Source organism: Streptomyces sp. SID14436 (assembly GCF_010548465.1).
GTDB lineage: Bacteria > Actinomycetota > Actinomycetes > Streptomycetales > Streptomycetaceae > Streptomyces.
This window is the reverse complement of sequence record NZ_JAAGMD010000791.1, coordinates 70,821-91,143: the sequence shown is the minus strand read 5'-3', so window position 1 is coordinate 91,143 and position 20,323 is coordinate 70,821. Positions and strand designations below refer to the sequence as shown.

At 69.0% G+C, this 20,323-nt stretch carries 17 protein-coding genes, 1 pseudogene and 2 riboswitches; of the genes and pseudogenes, 7 read left to right on the top strand and 11 right to left on the bottom strand.

All coding sequences use genetic code 11. From position 1 onward, the window contains the following. Positions 1 to 247: 247 nt before the first annotated feature. The 5 genes from G3I53_RS28790 to G3I53_RS28765 all read right to left on the bottom strand — a co-directional run bounded on the left by G3I53_RS28790 (position 248) and on the right by G3I53_RS28765 (position 3,645). A complete protein-coding gene (locus tag G3I53_RS28790) occupies positions 248 to 898 on the bottom strand; it encodes an aspartate/glutamate racemase family protein (RefSeq protein ID WP_164438927.1) in 651 nt (216 codons plus the stop codon). 23 nt (positions 899 to 921) lie between these two features. Then, positions 922 to 1,266, bottom strand: coding sequence for a GNAT family N-acetyltransferase (locus tag G3I53_RS28785; protein WP_164333367.1), 345 nt, complete (start codon positions 1,264 to 1,266; stop codon positions 922 to 924). A 43-nt stretch (positions 1,267 to 1,309) separates the two neighbouring features. After that, on the bottom strand, positions 1,310 to 1,729 hold the full coding sequence (gene panD, locus G3I53_RS28780) for an aspartate 1-decarboxylase (protein ID WP_164333366.1): 420 nt from the start codon (positions 1,727 to 1,729) through the stop codon (positions 1,310 to 1,312). A 380-nt stretch (positions 1,730 to 2,109) separates the two neighbouring features. Beyond that, positions 2,110 to 2,568 (bottom strand): copper chaperone PCu(A)C, encoded by a 459-nt coding sequence (locus tag G3I53_RS28775; protein ID WP_164333373.1) that lies wholly within the window; start codon positions 2,566 to 2,568, stop codon positions 2,110 to 2,112. A gap of 441 nt (positions 2,569 to 3,009) precedes the next feature. Then, a complete protein-coding gene (locus G3I53_RS28765) occupies positions 3,010 to 3,645 on the bottom strand; it encodes an ABC transporter ATP-binding protein (RefSeq protein WP_164333365.1) in 636 nt (211 codons plus the stop codon). A gap of 414 nt (positions 3,646 to 4,059) precedes the next feature. Beyond that, positions 4,060 to 4,253, top strand: a riboswitch (cobalamin riboswitch). Between the two features lie 42 nt (positions 4,254 to 4,295). Here G3I53_RS28765 and G3I53_RS28760 point away from each other — a divergent pair. The 4 genes and pseudogenes from G3I53_RS28760 to G3I53_RS34225 form a co-directional block, all read left to right on the top strand. Further along, on the top strand, positions 4,296 to 5,336 hold the full coding sequence (locus G3I53_RS28760) for an ABC transporter substrate-binding protein (protein WP_164333364.1): 1,041 nt from the start codon (positions 4,296 to 4,298) through the stop codon (positions 5,334 to 5,336). A 32-nt stretch (positions 5,337 to 5,368) separates the two neighbouring features. After that, a complete protein-coding gene (locus tag G3I53_RS28755; RefSeq protein WP_164333372.1) occupies positions 5,369 to 6,397 on the top strand; it encodes an iron chelate uptake ABC transporter family permease subunit in 1,029 nt (342 codons plus the stop codon). Beyond that, complete coding sequence (locus tag G3I53_RS28750) at positions 6,394 to 7,242, top strand: ABC transporter ATP-binding protein (protein ID WP_164333363.1); 849 nt, start codon at positions 6,394 to 6,396, stop codon at positions 7,240 to 7,242. Before G3I53_RS28755 ends, G3I53_RS28750 begins: the two co-directional genes overlap by 4 nt. Positions 7,243 to 7,359: 117 nt before the next feature. After that, positions 7,360 to 7,509: riboswitch (cobalamin riboswitch) on the top strand. A gap of 144 nt (positions 7,510 to 7,653) precedes the next feature. Beyond that, positions 7,654 to 7,824, top strand: a pseudogene (locus tag G3I53_RS34225) (hotdog domain-containing protein); the annotation flags it as partial. A gap of 16 nt (positions 7,825 to 7,840) precedes the next feature. On the opposite strand, the gene G3I53_RS28740 reads toward G3I53_RS34225, so the two are convergent. From G3I53_RS28740 to G3I53_RS28720, 5 genes are read right to left on the bottom strand one after another with little or no spacing between them, the layout of a single operon-like run. Next, positions 7,841 to 8,869 (bottom strand): ABC transporter ATP-binding protein, encoded by a 1,029-nt coding sequence (locus G3I53_RS28740; RefSeq protein WP_164333362.1) that lies wholly within the window; start codon positions 8,867 to 8,869, stop codon positions 7,841 to 7,843. Next, positions 8,866 to 9,933 carry an ABC transporter ATP-binding protein gene (locus G3I53_RS28735; RefSeq protein ID WP_164333371.1) on the bottom strand — a complete coding sequence of 356 codons (1,068 nt, stop codon included), beginning with the start codon at positions 9,931 to 9,933 and terminating at the stop codon, positions 8,866 to 8,868. Before G3I53_RS28735 ends, G3I53_RS28740 begins: the two co-directional genes overlap by 4 nt. Beyond that, positions 9,933 to 10,919, bottom strand: coding sequence for an ABC transporter permease (locus G3I53_RS28730; RefSeq protein ID WP_164333361.1), 987 nt, complete (start codon positions 10,917 to 10,919; stop codon positions 9,933 to 9,935). The genes G3I53_RS28735 and G3I53_RS28730 overlap by 1 nt, the downstream gene beginning before the upstream one ends. Beyond that, complete coding sequence (locus G3I53_RS28725) at positions 10,916 to 11,860, bottom strand: ABC transporter permease (protein ID WP_164333360.1); 945 nt, start codon at positions 11,858 to 11,860, stop codon at positions 10,916 to 10,918. Before G3I53_RS28725 ends, G3I53_RS28730 begins: the two co-directional genes overlap by 4 nt. 19 nt (positions 11,861 to 11,879) lie before the next feature. After that, a complete protein-coding gene (locus G3I53_RS28720; protein WP_164333359.1) occupies positions 11,880 to 13,619 on the bottom strand; it encodes an ABC transporter substrate-binding protein in 1,740 nt (579 codons plus the stop codon). Positions 13,620 to 13,785: 166 nt separating this feature from the next. Here G3I53_RS28720 and G3I53_RS28715 point away from each other — a divergent pair, with 166 nt between their 5' ends. The 3 genes from G3I53_RS28715 to G3I53_RS28705 all read left to right on the top strand — a co-directional run bounded on the left by G3I53_RS28715 (position 13,786) and on the right by G3I53_RS28705 (position 19,513). Next, positions 13,786 to 15,246, top strand: coding sequence for an aminopeptidase P family protein (locus tag G3I53_RS28715; RefSeq protein WP_343240704.1), 1,461 nt, complete (start codon positions 13,786 to 13,788; stop codon positions 15,244 to 15,246). A 527-nt stretch (positions 15,247 to 15,773) separates the two neighbouring features. Continuing rightward, positions 15,774 to 16,859, top strand: a complete 1,086-nt coding sequence (locus G3I53_RS28710) for a S1 family peptidase (protein ID WP_275403981.1) — start codon at positions 15,774 to 15,776, stop codon at positions 16,857 to 16,859. A gap of 371 nt (positions 16,860 to 17,230) precedes the next feature. After that, positions 17,231 to 19,513, top strand: a complete 2,283-nt coding sequence (locus G3I53_RS28705; RefSeq protein WP_164333358.1) for a collagenase — start codon at positions 17,231 to 17,233, stop codon at positions 19,511 to 19,513. A gap of 278 nt (positions 19,514 to 19,791) precedes the next feature. On the opposite strand, the gene G3I53_RS28700 is transcribed toward G3I53_RS28705, so the two are convergent. Further along, positions 19,792 to 20,307 carry an ATP-binding protein gene (locus G3I53_RS28700; RefSeq protein ID WP_164333357.1) on the bottom strand — a complete coding sequence of 172 codons (516 nt, stop codon included), beginning with the start codon at positions 20,305 to 20,307 and terminating at the stop codon, positions 19,792 to 19,794. Positions 20,308 to 20,323 lie beyond the last annotated feature (16 nt).

The window sequence follows — 20,323 nt, the reverse complement described above, 5'->3', positions numbered from 1 at the left end:
GGGGTGTGGGGCCGGGCGCGGGGTCCGGGCCCGGCGGGGGCTCGGGCGGCGGAACGGGCGCGGGGTCCGGCTGCGGCTGCGATGGGTCCGGCCCCGGGGTGGGTCCCGGCGGGACGGGGTCCGGATGCGGGTCGGTCATGACGGTGGTCCTCCGGCCAGTCGGTCGACTTCGGCTCTGGACTATCCCCCGCCTACCCGACGGCCGCCTCCCCAGTCACCCGACCGCGGCACGCTCGGGCTCCCGATCTCACCTACGGCCACCCGTACCGCCCGCCGCCGCTGCCCCCGCCGCGAGTCCGGTCCCCGGGCTGGACAGCACGGGAACGCGGGCCCCGCCCAGCTCCACCGCCGGGGCCATGGACGCCTGGGCGAGCACGATCACGTCGGCACCGGTCACGCCGTCGGCCGCGGCGGCGACCCGGCTCAGGTACCCGGAGGAGTCACCGGCCTCGAACCGCTCCCAGGCCCCGTCCACGACGACCGGCCGCACACGCGCGGGACGGCCCGCGCGGCGGGCCTCCTCCTCGATCAGGCCGACCGTGGGACGCAGGGTGCTCTGCAGCGCGGCGAGCACGACGATGCGCGGGCCGGCCTCCACGGCCTGCCGCGCCATCGGGCGGTCGACCCGCAGCACGGGCACACCGGCCACGCCGGACGCGGCTTCCGCGACGGCCCCGAGGGTGGAACAGGTGCACAGCACCGCCCGCGCCCCGCCGTCCACGGCCTCGCGCACCCGCGCCCGTACGTCACCGGCGACGGCCTCCGGCCCGGTGGCGCGCGCCCGCTCCAGCAGGTCCGCCGCGACGAGGTGCCGCAGCTCCAGCCCCGGGTGCGCGCGGTCGCGCAGCGCGTCGAAGACGGGGACGTGTACGGGCGAGGTGTGCAGCAGCGCCAGCACGGCGGGACGGGACCGGACCCGGCTCAGAACATCTCGGGGTGGTCGGCGAGCCCCTTCTTCGCCGCCGCCATCAGCTCGGGATCCGCCGACGGCGCCTCGTCCGGGTGGCGCTGCGCCCACTTCGTGACGTACGGGCACAGGGGCGCGACCGCGCTGCCCTCACGGGACGCGATGCCGTAGAGCTCGCGCGCGAGGGAGCCCGCGATGCCCTTCCCCTCGTGCGCCGGTTCGACGACGGTGTGCACCGGCACGAGGGCCCGCCGGGGCTCGTCGAGCACGAAGTACTCGATCCGGCCCACGACGTCTCCGCCCGCCACCGCTTCCAGCCGGCCCGCCGCCCGGTCGTCGCGGATCTCGATGTCGCTCATGGACACACCACGCTCCTGCCTCGGTCTGCGGCGGCGCGGCCCCTCAGGCCGTGGCGGCCTGCGGGCTGCGCTCCTGGTCCGACCCGGGGACCGGCTCGGACGGGTCGGCACCCAGCGCGACGATCCGGTTGTCGCGGTCCACGTGCACGACCCGCGGCTCCAGTACCCGCGCCTCGGCGTCGGACACCTGAGCGTAACTGATGATGATCACCAGATCCCCGGGGTGCACGAGGTGCGCCGCCGCCCCGTTGATCCCGACCACGCCGGACCCGCGCTCCCCCTCGATCACATACGTCTCGAGCCGTGCCCCGTTGGTGATGTCGACGATGTGCACGAGCTCACCGGGCAGCAGATCGGCGGCGTCGAGCAGATCGGCATCGATCGTCACGGATCCCACGTAGTGCAGGTCGGCCTGGGTGACGGTGGCGCGATGGATCTTGGACTTCATCAAAGTTCGCAGCACTTTGGACTCCTAGAAGACGGCTCCCCGCCAGCTTTCTGCAGGTCAGGGGCGTCGTTCACTGTACACCGGCACGCGTCGCACTCGAAGATTCCGGAGAACACGGACCCCACTCGGGCAAGAAGGCTCCTCGCCTGCGCTTCCGTCCGATCCGGACTGTCGCACCATGGCCGACCAAGCACCGCCCCGAACACCTGTCCCGGAATGCGTGCGGACTCATGCTGACCAGATGCTGACTGACCTGACGATGCGCCAGGCCCTCGACGCCCTGGTCCGCGCGGCTGTCACCGAAGCCGGGTACGAGGTGGCCGATGCGGTCACCGCCTGACAGCGCGTGGCGGAGCGCCGTACGCCCCACGGTGCTCCGCCGCGCAGCGCCGTCATCAGGACCCGGGCCGGACGACCACCGCCAGGACCTCCATTCGCCCGCTGTGCTCGAAGTGAAGGGTGAAGGGCACCAGGTCGCCCTCCGCCCAGCGTGTCGCGGCCGGGACGGTCACATCGCTGCTGTGCGGAGACATGTCGAGGGTGCCCCCGGCGGGGATGGACAGTGACTCCGTGGGCCAGCGGTATGCGGCTCCGCCGGTGGTCATCCGGTGGCTGCTGAGGGAGATGCCCTCGGTGACGTCGGACGAAGTCACCCCCATCAGCCGGTCCTGGGCGCCACCGGCGTTAATGATCTTGAAGAATGCCGCTGTCTCCGGCACTCCCCGCGACGGGAGGAAGAGCCGCGCGTCGGTGACCCCGATGCGTGCGGGGGTACCGGCGTTGCCCGTGGCGGTCCAGACCGCGAGACCGCCCAGGGCCAGCACACAGGCGCAGACCGGTGCCAGAGCGGCCAGGGCGGTGTCCGCGAGTCGTCGCCGGGTGGGCGTCCAGACGTACGTCGCGTTGCAGTGCCCGGACGAAACGGTCGACCGCTTCGCTGTCGCCGCCGCCGGCGGCGAGCGCCCAGGCGGTGACCGTCTCGTCGGTCACGGTGGGCAGGGCAGGGGTCATGGTCCTGTGGTCCTTCCTTCAGTCCCGCGCGCACGGGCCGGGCACGGCACGGGCGCCGTCGGCGGTCGCACGGGTGTTGGGGAGATCCGGCCGCAGGGAAGCGCGGACGGGAGACCGCCGCCGTGTGGAAGGCGGTGGCGGTGATCCGGCTGTCAGACGACAGCGGTCTCCCCGGGAGGCCCCCGGGACCGGCAGTCCGACCGCGGCCACCAGCAGGGCGACACCCGCCCGTTGAACGGGCACGAGCTGCAGGAGCTGACCGACGTCGGCCGCGGCCAGGACGCTCACCGGACCTCCCGCAGACGTCCCGCGGCCATCTCCAGCACCCGGTCGCAGCGCTCGGCCAGAGCCCGGTCGTGGGTGACGACCACGACGGTCACCGGCAAGGAGAGCAGGACGTCGGCCGCCTCCTCCTGACCGGAGAAGTCAAGGGCGGCGGTGGGCTCGTCGGCGAGCAGGACGCCCGCCCCGGCCGCCACACAGCCGACCGCCCGCGCCAGGTACATACGCTGAAGCTGACCACCGGACAGAGTGTGCAACGGCCGGTCGGCGAGATGCCCGACCCCGAGCTTGTCGGCCGCCTCCACCGCCTCGGCACGCGCACCGCCACTGGTCAGCAACTCGCTTGCCAGCAAGGGAAAACGGCCGGTCGCCGGCTTCTGCGGGATCCACGCGCACGCCCGTCGCCGCCACGCCCACTCGGCAGCACTCCCGGTGTCCCGGCCACCCACCAGGATCCGGCCCGCGACATGCCGGTGCAGCCCCAGAACAGCACGCAGCAACGTGGTCTTGCCCGACCCGTTGGTACCGGTCAGCGCCACCCGTTGCCCGCGCACGACGTCGAGATCGACGTCGCGCACGGCCTCGACCCGGCCGTGCCGGCACACGACGCCCGACATCCGGACATCCAGCCCTTCCATGCCACCTCCCTGCCTCCTCACAGCAGTCGGAGGGGAGAGGCGGACGGTTCCCGGACGGGGCGAAGGATCCGCGACGGCAGCGGACTTGGCTTCCCGCTCGGGCCGCGGCGCGTTCGGCCCGCGATGGCGGGGCTCGGGAATTGCGGCGCCATGGGCGCCGGACGGTGCTGGTCGAGAAGACGATCACGAGCAGGACGTCATACAACCGCTGCGGTCGGGGGTCCGGCAGACCTGGCCCGCGCCGCAGTGGCCTTTGTCCCCTTCGGCCGACGCCTGGGGACTCGCATGGCCGAACCAGCGCCGGAGAAGCCACTGGGAGCGGCGGCCACCTGAGGGGAGCGCGCCTCGGCCCGGCGGGCACCGCCGACGGGCAGGTCGGACCACATGGGTAAGGCTGTGGTAACTTCCGGACGCCAGTCGAACTCGTGGGCGTGTCCGTACACGTGCACGGGTCAGGGAATCCGGTGAGAGTCCGGAACTGACGCGCAGCGGTGAGGGTGACGGGCGGGGCAGCAGAGCCACTGGACGACGGTCACGGCCGGGTCCGGGAAGGCGTCCCGCCGGGGTGATCCCGAGTCCGAAGACCTGCTGGCGACCGATCGTCCGCACGGACCCCGCGTATGGGTCCCGACGCCTAGGAAGCCGCAACCGTGCACTTGTCACGTCCCGCCTGTTGTTCCGTCCTGCTCCTGACCGGGGCACTGCTGCTCACCGCGTGCGGTTCCGGCTCCGACTCCGGCTCGTCCCCGAAGTCCGGCGGCTCGGATGCAGGAGCCGTCACGTTCGACAACTGCGGGCAGAAGGTGACGGTCGAGGCTCCGCCGAAGAGAGCCGTGTCCCTGAACCAGGGCACCACCGAGATCCTGCTCTCCCTCGGCCTCGCCGACCGCGTGGTGGGAACCGCCACCTGGACCGACCCGGTCATGACGGGGCTCGAGAAGGCCAACGCCAAGGTGCCCCGACTCGCCGACAACCAGCCGTCGTTCGAACGAGTCCTGGACACCGAACCGGACTTCGTCGCCTCCTCCTTCACCTCCACCCTGAGCAAGGGCGGGGTGGCCTCCCGCGAGAAGTTCGAGGAGCTCGGCGTACCGACGTACCTGTCACCCGCCGACTGCGAGGGCAAGGACAACAGCGGCGACGGCGACGGCTCACGGACCAAGCCCCTGACCATGGAGACGGTCTACCGCGAAGTACGGGAACTGGCCCGGGTCTTCGGCGTGGACGAGCGGGGCGAGAATCTCGTCGCCCGGCTGAAGAGCCGGGTGACGAAGGCCACGGCGGGGATCCGCGCCGAGGACACCACCGTCCTGTACTGGTTCGCGAACCAGGAGTCCCCCTACATGGCGGGCTGCTGCGGCGCGCCCGGCATCATCACCCACGCGCTCGGCGCGCAGAACGTCTTCGACGACAGCACTCAGGAGTGGCCCCAGATCAACTGGGAGACCGTCGCCGACCGCGATCCCGACGTGCTCGTCATCGGCGACCTCACGCGCAAGTCGCAGACCGCCGAGTCGGCCGCGAAGAAGATCGCGTTCCTGCAGTCGAACCCGGCGACGAAGAACATGAAGGCGGTGAAGGAGAAGCGGTACGTCCTGCTCAGCGGGCAGGCCATGAACCCGACGATCCGTACCGTCGAGGGCGTGGAGAAGGTCGCCGCGGCGCTGCGCGAGTACGGGCTCGCCGGATGAGAACCGCCCTGCGGTCCTCCCCGGTCCGCCCCATGCGGGGTGCCGTCCGGGTGGTGCGCGTCGTCGCCGGCCTGGGCGCCGGGCTGGCGGTGCTCACCGCGTCCGTCGCCGTGGCCATCACCATCGGTCCGGCGGACATCGCGGTGGGCGACGTGTGGTCGGTGATCGCCTCCCACCTGGGCTGGGGTTCGACGGATCTCACGCCGATCCGCGAGGGCATCGTGTGGAACCTGCGGCTGCCTCGCACCCTGCTCGCCGCGGTGTGCGGGGCCGGACTCGCCGTGTGCGGCGCGGTGATGCAGTCCCTGCTGCGCAACCCCCTCGCCGATCCCTTCGTCCTGGGCGTCTCCTCCGGTGCGTCGACCGGCGCCGTCGCCGTGATCGTCCTGGGCGCCGGCGGCGGCGTCCTGACCGTCTCCGGCGGCGCCTTCGTGGGCGCCCTGAGCTCGTTCGCTCTGGTGCTGCTCCTCAGCCACACCCTCGGCGGGACGACCGACCGGGTGGTCCTGTCCGGGGTGGCCGCGATGCAGTTGTTCTCCGCCCTGACCTCGTTCGTCGTGACGACGGCGGCCGACGCGGAGACCACCCGGGGCGTGCTGTTCTGGATGCTCGGCTCGCTCAGCGGGGCCGGCTGGACCGAAGTGGGGCTCTGCGCGGCCGTCCTGGCGCTCGCCCTCGTGCTGTGCCTCGGCTACGCACGCACCCTGGACGCCTTCGCCTTCGGCCAGAACGCCGCGGCCACGCTCGGGGTGTCCGTCGCCCGGACCCGGTTGGTGCTGCTGTGCGTGACCGCGCTGCTGACCGCCGCGCTGGTCAGCTCGGCGGGGGCGATCGGCTTCGTCGGCCTGGTCCTGCCGCACGCCGCCCGCGCCCTCGTCGGCCCGGGGCACGCCAGGCTGCTGCCGGTCACCGCGCTCGCCGGGGCGGTGTTCCTGGTCTGGGCCGACACCCTGGCCCGTACCGTCCTCGACCCCCAGGAGGTGCCGGTGGGCGTGGTCACCTCACTCGTCGGTGTTCCGGCGTTCGTCCTGGTCCTGTACCGCACGAGGAGGATGCGATGACGACCGGCACCGAGCGGCGGGACGACGGTACCCGGCCGCCCGGCCGTGGACAGGCACCCGCCGGGCCGCACACCCTCGCTGCCGACCGCGTGAGCCGCGCCCTCGACGGGCGGCTGATCGTCGACGGTGTGAGCCTCACCCCCCGGCCCGGCTCCGTGACCGGGGTGCTCGGCCCCAACGGCTCCGGCAAGTCGACGCTGCTGCGGCTGCTGTCCGGCGTCCTCGCCCCCGCCTCCGGCATCGTCACCCTCGACGGGCGTCCCCTCGGCGACTGGGGCCGCCGCGCCGTGGCCAGGCGCGTTGCCGTCGTCGAGCAGCACTCCGACACCCTCGTCGAGCTGACCGTTCTCGACGTCGTACGCCTCGGCCGCATCCCGCACCGACGCGCTTGGACCCCCGCCACCGCGGCCGACGAGGAAGCCGTGCGCAGCGCCCTTGAGCGCACCGGCCTCACCGGCCGCGCGGACCAGCCCTGGCACACGCTCTCCGGCGGCGAGCGCCAGCGCGTGCAGATCGCCCGCGCCCTGGCCCAGGAACCGCGCGAGTTGCTCCTGGACGAACCCACCAACCACCTCGACATCCAGCACCAGCTCGACTTGTTGAAGCTGATCGTCGAACTCCCCGTCACCAGCGTCGTCGCCCTGCACGACCTGAACCTGGCGGCCATGTACTGCGACCAGGTCGTCGTCCTCAGGGGCGGCCGGGTGGTCGCTGCCGGAACCCCGGGCGACACATTGACCGAGCCCTTGATCGCCGACGTGTACGGCGTACGCACCGAGGTCACCCGCTCCGGCCCGGGCGACCGGCCGCACATCCGCTTCCTGGGCACGGTGGCAGCGAACTGAGGGCGGCCCCAGGCCCCGAACGACGAGACGCGGCCCGTAGGATCGCGCGCGCAGCTGGTTCGCCCCGCCCTCCCCCATAGCCCTGAAGGCATGGGGCCCCCACGGCAGGGCGTCGTGAGAGGGAACCCGGTGGGACACCGGGACTGCCCCGCAGCGGTGAGCGGAAACGACCGCCGTCATACGCACTGGGTCCGACGTACCGGGCCTGGGAAGCGACGGCCGGCAGGAGTGTCGTACGACGAGACGTGCCCGCGAGTCCGAAGACCTGCCACCTGCCCGCGCACCCGTACTCGCATGCGGTTCCGCCCTTGTCCCGACTCGCGAAGGAGAGTTGACGTGGCCGACCGACATGCCACCCTGCCCACCGACACGAAGCACCCGGCCGCATCACGGGTGACGCTCGCGCACATCATGAGCGAACACGACACCAACCTGTACGGCACCATCCACGGCGGAGTGGTGATGAAGCTGATCGACGACGCAGCTGCGGCTGCCGCCGGACGACACGCCCACGGGCCCCCGGTGACCGCCTCTGTCGACGGGATGGCGTTCCTGGCCCCGGTACGTGCCGGCGATCCCTTGGTGACATACGCAGGTTTCACTGGATCTCGGGGAAGTGACAAGCCGCCTTACGCATTCCCGAGCCGACAACCTGCAGAGAAGGCTGTTCGGTGCGGCAGACCGGCTGTGCCTTCGGGCAACGTGGGTGGAAGCTGCAGCCCGTCGGGGGCGCGGCCGGACTGGGCGGGTCGCCCAGAAGAATGATCCTCTCTCTACGACGCTCCTGTGCGGGATCGGGCAGCGGTACAGCCGAGAGCAGCGCACGGGTGTAGGGATGGGCCGCCGCAGTGTAAACCTCGTGCTTGTCACCGATCTCGACGATACGACCGAGGTACATCACCGCCACCCGGTCGCATACCCGCTTGACGACAGACAGATCGTGCGCGATGAAGAGGAAGGCCAGGTCGAGCTCGCGTTGAAGACGTTCCATCAGGTTGACCACTTGGGCTTGCACGGAGACGTCGAGCGCCGAGACGGGTTCGTCGGCGATGACGAGGCGGGGTCCGGTGGCCAGGGCTCGCGCGATGCCGACGCGTTGCGCCTGGCCTCCGGAGAACTGGTGCGGGTAACGGTCCAGATGTTCATCGCCGAGGCCCACCATCGCCAGCAGTTCCGCGGCCCTCAGCCGTGCGGCCCGTGCGGAGGAGCCCTGGACCAGCAAGGGTTCGGCGATGATACGGGCGATGGTCTGCCGGGGGTTGAGGGAGGCATAGGGGTCTTGAAAAATGATCTGCAGACGCCGGCGTACAGGCCTCAGTTCACGCGATGAGGCGTGTGTGATGTCCCGCCCCTCGAACTCGACTGTGCCGGCAGTGGGTTCCAGGAGACGCACAAGCATGCGTCCGGTGGTGGACTTCCCGCATCCGGACTCACCGACCAGGCCGAGCGTTTCGCCCCTCGCCAGGTCGAGGTCCACCCCGTCCACTGCTCGGACCGGAGCGGCTGCCCGGCCCCGGACGCGGCGGCCCGGGAAGGCTTTGGTCAGCCCGCGGACGGACATCAGGGGCGTTTCGACGGCAGCGGTCCGTTCCTCTGGGCTCTGGGAGTCTCGTCGAGCATGGATCATCGGGTCTTCTCCTCCTGATCGTCTTCGCTGTGAGGCAGGGCGGGTCGGGGCCTCACGGCGGGGAGCAAGGGCAGGTGGCAGGACACCGATCGTCCGGAAGAGTGCTCCTGTGGCCGGGGCCGTTCCCCTGTGCAGCGGGCGCGGACCAGCTCTTCAGCTCTTTCTGCCTGGGGGCAACGAGGGGCGAAGGGACAGCCGGATATCGGGGCGGCAAGTGAGGGCGGACTGCCGGGGATGACGCGTAGCGGTGCATCATCGGGATCGTCCAGGCGCGGCAAGGATTCCAGCAAGCCGCGGGTATAGGGATGGGCAGGTCGCAGGAAGAGGTCATCGACCGGAGCTTGTTCAGCGGCCCGGCCGCCGTACATGACGAGCACGTCGTTGGCGACACGCGCCACCACGCCCAGGTCGTGGGTGATCATCAGGACGCCCAGCCGCCTCTCCTGCTGCACTCTTGCGATGAGTTCGATGATCTGAGCCTGGACGGTGACGTCGAGCGCGGTGGTGGGTTCGTCGGCGATGAGCAGGTCCGGTTCGCAGGACAGGGCCATGGCAATCATGGCGCGCTGGCGCATGCCGCCGGAGAACTGGTGGGGGTACTCACCTGCCCTGCGGGCAGGCTCGGGTATGCCGACCTCACCGAGCATGTCCACAGCTTGTCGGCGAGCGGCTCGCCTGCGGGTGCCGAAGTGGTGCCGATGGGCCTCGGCGATCTGTTCGCCGACTGTGTAGGCGGGGTGCAGCGCGGACAGAGGGTCCTGGAAGACCATGGCCATCTTCCGCCCTCGCAGCCGGCTGAACTGATGATCGGTGAGAGGAAGCAGTTCCTGTCCGGCCAAGGTGATCGATCCACTGACCTGTGCCCGTTGGTGCAGGCCCATAACGGCCAGTGAGGTGACCGACTTGCCGGAGCCGGACTCTCCCACGAGGCCCAGGGTGCGGCCGGCTTCGACAGTGAAAGAGACCCCATCGACTGCCTGGACCGTGCCGGCGGGGGTGTCGAAGGCGACCTTCAGGTCACGCACGCGCAGCAAGGGCACGCCGGGCTCAGTGGTGGACGGCATCATTTCCTCACCCTGGGGTCGATGACGGCGTACAGCAGGTCAATGACGACGTTGGCTGCCACGATGAAGAACGCGGCCAGGAGGGTGACGCCCAGGACAACGGGCTGATCGGAGCGCTGCAGAGCATCGTAGAAGAGGCGGCCGACGCCGGGGATGCCGAAGATGGACTCGGTGATGACGGCACCGGCGAGCAGGGCTCCGAGATCCATGCCGAAGATGGTGATCACCGGCATCATGGCGGAGCGCAGGCCGTGTTTGATCACTACGACGCGGCGTGGCATGCCCTTTGCCCGGGCAGTGCGGATGTACGGCTGTGTCATTGCCTCGATCATGGAGCTGCGGCTCTGGCGGGCGTACATCGCTGCGTAGAGGAGGGCCAGGGCGGTCCAGGGGAGCAGGAGGTTGGCCGCCCATCCGAACGGGTCGCTGCTTATCGGGATGTACGTGGGATACGGCAGGAGCCCTCCGATCCGGACCAGCCCGTAGATGAGCATGACCGCGGTGAAGTAGACGGGGAGGGAGGCGGTGGCTACGGCGCCTACCATCAGCGTCCGGTCGAGCAGTCCGCCCTTCTTGAGTGCGGCGGTCACCCCTGCGCCCAGTCCCAGGACGAGCCACATGCAGGCGGCGCCGAAAGCCAGGGAGGCGGAGACGGGGAGACGGTCCATCAGCAGGCTCCACACCGGCAGGGCGTTTTCGTAGGAGTAGCCCAGGCACGGGAAACCGCAGTGGATGGTGTGGGGGCCGCTGCCCAGGTCCCGGCCGGCGAAGATGCCGGTGAGGTAGTCACCGAACTGACGCCAGACGGGCTGATCGAGTCCCATGAAGTGACGTACCTCTGCGAGTCGTTCGGGACTGCATGTCTTGCCGCAGGCGGCAGCGGCGGGGTCGGCTGGGAGGAGATAGAAGATGACGAAGGTGACTGCGCAGATGGCGAGCAGCACCCCAGCCACGCCAAGAGCCCTGCGCGCCAGGTAGACGATCATTGCCGGCCTCCCTGGGGGTCGAGGATGTCGCGCAGTCCGTCGCCGAGCACGGTGAAGGCGAGGACGGCGAGAAAGAGGAAGGCGCTGGGGACGAGGAAGTACATCGGGTCCGTCTCGTAGTATGCGACGGCCTCGGCGATCATCTGGCCCCAAGATGACGTGGGTGGGCGTACTCCTACACCGAGGAAGCTGAGGGCCGCCTCGGTGCTGATCATGCCGGGGATCAGGAGGGTGGTGTAAGCGATGATGGGGCCGGCGATGTTGGGCAGCACCTGCCGGGTGAGGATGCGCCATGAGCCGGATCCGCAGGCGCGCGCGGCTTCGACGTACTCGCGGTGGCGCAGGGCCAGGGCTTCGCCGCGCACCACCCGAGCGATGCCGGGCCATCCGAAGACGCCGATGACGACTGTCATCAGTACGACACGGTTGACGTCCTGGGCGACGGACATCATCGCGATCATGAAGATGAGCGAGGGGAAGGACATGGTCAGGTCCATCAACCTGCTCAGCACGGTGTCGATGCGGCCGCCGAAGTAGCCTGCCACGATTCCTGCGGCGGTGCCCACACCGACGACGATCGCGGTGGCGGCGAATGAGATCAGCAGGGAGACCTGGGCGCCGTGCACCACTCGTGCGAACAGGTCGCGACCCGTGACCGGTTCCACGCCGAGCCAGTGCTCGGCGCTGATGCCGCCGAGGGGCCCCCGGGGCATCCCGCCGAGATAGGGGTCGATGGCATCAGGGTCGAAGGCGGTGGGTGACCATCCGCCGAGGCGGCTGAGGAGTGGTGCCGTGAGGGCGATCAGGACCAGGAGCGCGGTGGTGGCCAGGGCGATGCGGCTGCCCTTGTTCCGGCAGAGCCCTCGCCAAGTGGTCCGCCAGAGGTTGTCGGGCAGTGGTGCCGTGCCGGTCTGCACGGGAGTGTTGAGCGGAAGGGTCATTGCGGTTCGTCCGTGTCTCTCAGTCCCGGCTCTTTGCCGGGTCCTTGAGTCCGATCACCGCGAAGTCGAACTGTCCGGTCCAGGCCGCGTGTCCGAAGGCTCCTGCGATGTTGTCGCCGACCAGCAAGGGCTTGCGCTCCCACAGCAGGGGGACGGCCGGGGACTTGCGCTGGATCACGGGGTCGAGGTCGATCCATGCCTGGTTGGCGCTTGCGGCGTCGGACATCTCGGCGATCTCGTCCATGCGCTTCTGTACGGCTTCGTCACGGAACTGGGAGACGTTTCCCTGGTTTCCCTTCTCCTTGATGGTTCGGCCGTCGAACACGAAGGGCAGGAAGGTGGAACCAGAGGGGTAGTCGGGACACCAGCCGCTGATGACCATGTCCGGGGCGTTCTTGGTGTCGCCGATGGTGTCGTAGTACACCGAGGGGTCGACGGTCTGGATCTTCAGACGGACATCGATCCGGGACAGGCTCTGCTGAAGTGCCTCAGCACGGGTCTTGTCCCCGGTCGAGACGGTGATGGTCGCGGAGAAGCCCGCAGGCTTGCCCCCCTCGGCGAGGAGCTTCTTGGCGCGGTCCACGTCCCCCGTGTCCGATGTGCCGTAGACCGGGTCAGCGACCTGATTGCCGGTCAGAGCCGGTGGGAGGTAGCCGGTTGCGACGTCGTTGAGGGCTGGTCCGCCGTTGGCAGTCACCTGTGCCTGCTTGTCGACGGCGTACTGCATTGCCTGTCGCAGCTTGAGGTTGTCGAAGGGCGGGCGAGAGGTGTTCAGAGCGAGCATGTCGGTGCAGCCGGTCCGTTCGGCAGACAGCCGTTTCTTGATCTCCGGCCTGGTGAGTACCTTGGAGATGCTGGACGGCTGCATGTCGGACCACTCGACCGCGGATGCGTCGGCTCCCTGGCTGGCGATGATCCGGTCATCGATCTGGCCGCCCTTCAGTCCCTGGACCACGACGATCCGGTCGGGGTAGGCCTTGCGTACCGGATCGGTGCCAGGGTCCCAGTGGGGGTTGCGGACCAGGACCAGCTTCTTGCCACGCGCATAGCTGTCGATCTTGTAGGGCCCCGAGGAGAAGGGGCGCAGGTCGTACTGGACACCCTTCTCCTGTGACTGGGGAACGGGAGAGAAGGTGGGCAGCGTGACCGTGTAGGAGAACTCGGCGACCGGTCTGCGCAGCGAGAAGACGATGGTGCGGTCGTCGGGGGTCCTGATCGAGTCCAGGTGTTTTCCTTGCAGCGGCCCGGCGTATCCCTCGACATCAGCCAGGTACTGCTGGGCGTAATCGGGGCCTCCCGCGAGGTCCGGAGCGAAGGAGCGCTCCACGTTGTACTTGATGTCGCGGGCCTTGATGGGGGTGCCGTCCTCGTACTTGAGGCCGGGCTTGAGTGTGAAGGTCCAGGTCCTGCCGCCGTCGGAGGGCCTGCCCAGGTCGGTGGCGAGGTCGGGGACGATCTCGCTCCCCTTCTCCCCGGGTTCGGCCTTGAACGTGGTCAGGGTGCGGTACAGCAGCCGGGTGCCGAAGTCCATGGTGGGCATCACCCAGTTGCGTGCGGGGTCGAGGTGGGCGAAGTCCTGGTTGGACAGCACGGTGAGGGTGCCGCCCTTCTTCGGGGTACCGCCGATGACGGTTCCCGTCGTGAAGTCCGGCCGGTTCGCCTTGGAGTCGTGGCCTGCCTGATCGGTACAGGCACCCACGACGACGAGGGACAGGGAGGCGCCGAGGGATGCGGCCAGGACGCGAGCGTTGCGGATCATGTGCCACTCCTTGCTGGAGGCGGTGGGAAGCACCGACACCTATGAGGTGTGACCCGTAACATAGTAATGTGAAATTTTATATCCAAGAGGTAGGCCTGTCCGTTACCGAGCTGTGTCCTGCCTCGGATGTGCCGCCCTGTTCCCGCCCCGTTCTCGAAGGAGCTCCGTGCCGTCCGACGACATCGCCCGCCCGCACACCCGCAGTCATGATCTGCCCGTCTCCACAGCCCTGGACGTCTTCATGTCCGCCGGCTGGGCACCCTCCCCGCTCCCGCCGGACACCCGAGTGCCGGGACACGCCCATCTCCCCGCCCGCCGCGAGCGGCTCTCGGCCCGCTTTCCGGGTGAGCGGCTCGTCGTGCCTGCCGGGGTCCTCAAGGTCCGCTCCAACGACACCGATCACCGTTTCCGACCGCACAGCGCCTACGCCTGGCTGACCGGTCTGACCGGGGAGGACCAGCCCGGTCATGTACTGGTCCTCGAGCCGACAGGCTCGGAAGGGCACGAGGCGGTGCTCTACGTCCGCCCGCGCTCGCCGCGTGACAGCAGCGGCTTCTACCGCGACCGCCGTTACGGGGAGTTCTGGGTGGGCCGCCGCCCTGACCTCGACGAGACGACGATGATGACCGGCCTGCGCAGCGAGCACCTGGACGATCTGCCCATGACGTTTGCCGGTTCCCGACCGCCCACCCGCCTGCTGGCCGGGGTGGACCCGGTGCTGGAGGACCTGGCGTCCCCGGAGGGCCGCACCGAGGCGCGGGACACCGAGCTGGAGACTGTTCTGTCGGAGCTCCGCCTCGTCAAGGAACCTTGGGAGGTCGGCCAGCTGCAACTGGCCATCCAGCACACCACCGCGGGTTTCGACGACGTGGTGCGGGCGCTGCCGCAGGCTCTGCGGCACCCCCGCGGTGAACGCTGGATCGAGGGCGTGTTCAACCTTCGTGCGCGAGCGGAGGGGAACGGGACCGGCTACGACACCATCGCTGCTTCCGGTGCTCACGCCTGTGTCCTGCACTGGATCCGCAACGACGGCGCGCTTGACCCCTCGCAGCTGCTGCTCCTGGACGCAGGCGTGGAGACCGACACCCTGTACACGGCGGACATCACGCGCACCCTGCCCCTGTCCGGCCGCTTCTCCGCTGCCCAGAGAGACGTCTACGACCTGGTCCTCGCAGCCCAGGAGGCCGCCATCGCCGTCCTGAAGCCTGGGGCCAGGTTCCGCGACTTCCACCGGGAGGCCATGCGCGTCATAGCCGAGGGTCTGCACGAGTGGGGCATCCTGCGCCTGCCACCCGAGAGGGCGCTGGACGAGGACAGCGGCCTGCACCGCCGCTACACGCTGTGCAGCAGCGGTCACATGCTCGGCATCGATGTCCATGACTGTGCACAGGCGCGAGCGGAAACCTACCTGGACGGAGTCCTGGAGGAGGGCCATGTCCTCACGGTCGAGCCCGGCCTCTATCTGCAGCCCGACGACGAGACACTGCCGCTGGAACTGCGAGGCATGGGGGTGCGTATCGAGGACGATCTGTTGATCACCGCGGACGGCGCGAAGCTTCTCTCGGACGCCCTGCCCCGCAACGCCGCCGATGTGGAGGAGTGGATGGCCCGGCTGCTGGAGAGCTAGCCGTGAGCTAGCCGGCCATCGCAACGAGCGCGGTCTCCGACAGGCCCTGCCCTGTCGGAGACCGCGCTCTGCCTGCCCTCCCCCGGCCGCTTGAAGCTGCTGAGCCACGAGGCATGCGCCAGGAAGCGCTACTTGGCGCGCAGGGCCTCTGTGACTTCTTCGCCTCCAGGGGCCCTCAGGCGACAAGACTTTCGCACGTGACCGAACGTGCCACCAGGACCTATCACCGTGCGCAGTTGCTCAGACGCTGCCAGGAGACGATTCGCTCTTGCCATGTGACATGTCACCCTCCATATTGTTCCTGTCATGTCCCCGACGCCGGGCATCCGTCCAGACACAGGCAAGGGCCCGGGCCCGGCATCGGTCCCACCACATGGAGGTGCTCCGTGCACAGTGCTCCGTTACGGCTGTCAGGGCCGATAGCAGCAGTGGCTGCGTTGATCGCCACACTCCTTCTCGCGCCGACGACCTCGGCCGCTGAGAACACCTCGGACCAGCCGGCCCCGAACGCACAGCAGAAAGCCGCAGTGACCCAACTGGTCGAGGACTACGGCATCCCGGTCGCAGAAGGACAACGCCGCATAGCCCGGCAGGACGAACAGACCGCTGTCATCACCGAACTACGCACGAAACTGGGCGAGCGGTTCGGCGGGGCCTGGGTGGACCACCAGGACGGCGGAAAGCTGAAGGTCGCAGTGACCGAGAAGGCCTCGGCCTCATCGGTGACCGCTGCGGCTTCAGGCAAGTCCCCGGTCGACACCGTGGTCGTCGATCGCAGCATGAGTGAGCTGCAGTCGATGTCGGCCTCGCTGAGCAAGCGGATCGCCAAGGCGAACAAGGCGGCGCAGCACGGCCTGCAGTCCGCGGTGGTGACCGAGAAGAACGCTCTGCGGTTGGATCTTCCGCGAGGAAAGAAGCTGACGGACGAGCAACGGCGCGTCGTGCGCTGGGCCGAGCGCACGTTCGGAGACGCGCTGGTCGTCGACAGCTACCGGCACGCGTCCCGGCCGCTGTACTGCGGCGGGCAGTACTCGTGCGATCCTCCGCTGCGCTCGGGGCTGGCCATCTACGGCGGCAACACCCGCTGCACCAGTGCGTTCATGGCCTATGACCGCTCCGGCTACTACATGATGACGGCCGGTCACTGCACCGAGGCCGCCTCCTACTGGGAGGTACCGACCTACAGCTACGGCTACCAGGGCGTAGGCAGCACGGCGAACTACCACTTCGGCTACTACGGCGACTACGCGATCGTCCGGATCAGCGACACCGCCTTCTGGCAGCCGCGAGGCTGGGTCTACACCACCCAACCCATCCGCAACTGGGACTACGACTACGTGGGTCAGTACGTGTGCAAGCAGGGCTCCACCACCGGCTACACCTGCGGGCAGATCACGGATGTCAACGCCACCGTCCAGTACCCCGGACGCACCCTGACCGGGATGACCTGGAGCACGGCGTGCGTGTCGCCCGGGGACAGCGGCAGTGGCGTCTACGACGGCTCGACCGCGCACGGAATCCTCAGCGGTGGTCCCAACAGCGGATGCGGCATGATCCACGAACCCATCAGCCGGGCCCTCTCCTCCCTGGGGGTCAGCCTGCTGGCCGGCTGACCCCCGCAATGACGCCGCCTCAGTAAGGCGAAGGCAGGAAGGCCAGCCTGGCCGAAGAGCGGCGAAGCCCAGGGCAGTTTCCCGCTCACATCAAAGACGAGAGTGCAATGTCACCTGTCGCATTGCACTTTCACCGGCCGTCCGGAGAAGTCGCCTCTCCCGAGCGCTTCTCCGGACGGCCGGGATGACCACCTGAGCCGTGTCATCCGCACGGCTGCTCCTTCTGGAGGCAGTGACTGGGAGAAGACCCCGAGCACGTGCACGGCAAGCCGCTGCCGGTAGAAGAACGGGCGCCGCTTTCATCGGCCACAGACGTGGTGCGTCGGGACTACGACAGCCCGGTCTCCCCTCCCCCCTTCAAGAGGCCCTCCATGAACGAGTCTTCGGACAGGAAGGCTGCTGGTAAGGGGAAGGGAGCCGCCGCGGGCTGCAGCCCGGCAGACTTCACCAGCCGTTCGGGCAGCAGCCTGGTCAAGCAGGTCAAGACGTCCACGACCGAGTGCATCGACACGCTCTTCGACCTCAGCGAAAGCAACGCGCAGCGGGCCTTCCGCGAGGACCGGATGACGAGCGTCGCCTACGCACTGCGGGACGGCTCCGCCGCCTACCCGGGTGACAGCAGCACCGGCATGACCCAGCTCCTGCTCTACCTGCGCGCCGGCTACTACGCGCACTGGCACGACGAGGCCACAGTGGGTGCTTACGGCACGAAGCTGCGCACCGCCGTCCGTGCCGGTCTCGACGCGTTCTTCGCCAGCCCCCGTTCGCAGGACGTCACCGACGCCAACGGCGAGGTCCTGGCCGAAGCAGTCACCCTGATCGACAGCTCCGAGGAGAACGCCCGCTACCTGTACGTCGTCAAGCGGCTGCTGAAGGACTACAACAGCACGTACGACTCGTCCTGGTGGATGCTCACCGCGGTCAACAACGTCCACACCGTTCTCTTCCGTGGCCACCAGGTGCCGGGCTTCGTCACCGCGGTGTCTTCCGACCGGAGCGTCCTGAAGGCCCTGTACGGCTTCGCTTCCTCGCACAAGAACCTGCTCGGCACCGACCGGAGCTACCTCGCGTCCAACGCCGGACGTGAACTCGCCCGGTTCCTGCAGCACACCGCTACCCGGGAGACAACTCGTCCCCAGGTGGCCGCGTTGCTGGCCAAGAGCTCCCTCAAGGGCACCACTGCTCCGCTGTGGGTGGGCCTTGCCGAGATGACCGAGAGCTACGACAAGTCCAAGTGCAGCCTCTACGGCACCTGCAACCTCCAACAGCGCCTGGCGAGCAGCGTGTTGGTGATCAACCACACCTGCAGCGCGAGCCTGCGCATCCGCGCCCAGGAGATGACCTCGGCACAGCTGGCGTCCACCTGCCGGAGCCTGGCCGACCAGGATGCCTACTTCCACAGCATCGCCAAGGACAACGGGCCTGTCGCGGGTGACCGCAACACCAGCCTGGAAGTGGTCGTCTACAACAGCAGCACCGACTACCAGACCTACGCCGGGGCCGACTGGGGCATCAACACCAACAACGGCGGCATGTACCTCGAGGGGAACCCCTCCTCGGCCGGCAACCAGGCCAGGTTCATCGCCTACGAGGCCGAGTGGGCGCGTCCGGACTTCGAGATCTGGAACCTCAACCACGAGTACACGCACTACCTCGACGGCCGCTTCAACATGTACGGCGACTTCAACGCCAACGTATCGACCCCCACCATCTGGTGGATCGAGGGCTTCGCCGAGTACGTGTCCTACTCCTACCGCAACCTGCGCTACGACGCGGCCATCACCGAAGCCGGCAGGCGCACCTATGCGCTGAGCACGCTGTTCGACACGACCTACAGTCACGACAGCACACGTGTGTACCGCTGGGGCTACCTCGCCGTGCGCTACATGCTCCAGTCCCACCGCGCCGAACTGGACACCGTCCTCGGGTACTACCGCACCGGCAACTGGAACACTGCCCGCGCCTACCTCACCGGCAGCATCGGTACCCGCTACGACAGCGACTGGTACAACTGGCTGTCCCGGTGCGCAGCCGGCGACTGCGGGGGCTCCACCACCCCGCCGGGCAACCAGGCTCCCACTGCGGCGTTCGCGGTGTCCGTCAGTGGTCTGACGGCCAACTTCACCGACCGCTCGACGGACTCCGACGGGACCATCGCCTCCCGTTCGTGGAGCTTCGGCGACGGAACCACCTCCGCCGCGGCCAACCCGGCCAAGACCTACACGGCGGCAGGCACCTACACCGTGACGTTGAAGGTCACCGACGACAAGGGCGCGACCAGCACCGCGACCCAGAGCATCGCCGTCGGCGGCGCGGACGCCACTCCCGAGTGCACCAGCAGCGACGGGCGGGAACTCGGCCGCAACTGCAAGCGAAGCAACCTGTCCGCGACTGCGGGGAACTACGCCTACCTCTACATCTACCTCCCCGCCGGCGTCCAGCAGCTGAAGGTCACCTCGTCCGGTGGCACCGGCAACGCCGATCTCTACTACAGCAACAGCACCTGGGCCACCACCTCCAGCTACACCAGCAGGTCCACAGGCGCAGGCAACAGCGAAACACTCACCATCACCAATCCGCCCGCCGGCTGGAACTACATCAGCCTGGCCGCTGCCGCGGACTTCTCCGGAGCGACGGTCAAGACCGAGTACTGAGCCCTGATCCACCGCCGACCGCCGGGGCGGGCGCGATCCGACAAAGGTGAAGATCTCGGCGCGGGCGGTGGCCCGGTCGCGCCAGCGGCGCACTCCACGTGCGACGTCATCGGAACAAGGTCGGTCCGAGCCAGCCGAAGAAGAGGCCAGGGCGGAGGCGGTTTATCGGCTCGCTGTGCAGGTTGAGGGCAGCCAGAGCGTCAAAACGAGCGGTTTCGCGCCCGCAGGCATACCCGCCTGCTGTGGGTCGGCTCCCGGGGCCGACCGAGAGAACGAGCTCACTTCGCCGGAAACAGACTCGCCAGCAGTCCGCTCCCCTGCGGAGCCAGTGACCAGCGTTCCCGGTCCGCCGCGAAGCCGGGGTCCGCCTCCTCAGCCGGAGCCGACTCGGCAACCGGCTCCTGCGGCGTCCGCAGCGGCAGAACCGCCCAGCAGCGCTTACCGCGGGAAGTCGTCTCGGCTCCCCGTATCAGACTGAGGTCCTCGATCAGGGCGAGTCCCCGCCCGCACTCGTCGTCCACCTCTGTCAGCCGAGGCCGCGGGAGCTCCCGGCTGTCGTCGAGGACCGCGACGACGACCATGTCGTGCACCAGCGTCAACTCGACGGTCATGGGCCCGCCGGCGTGCCGCAGCCCGTTGGTGAGGAGCTCGGAGGTCACGAGTTCCACGCTGAAGCGGAGATCATCCTCGACCGGCCCTCCCCACCAGCTCAACGCGGTGGAGACGCGGTGGCGGGCGCGGTGAACCGCGGCCCCGGTCGCTTCGACGGTGAAGCTGATGCAGGTGTGAGGCATGATGTCGCTCCTCGAA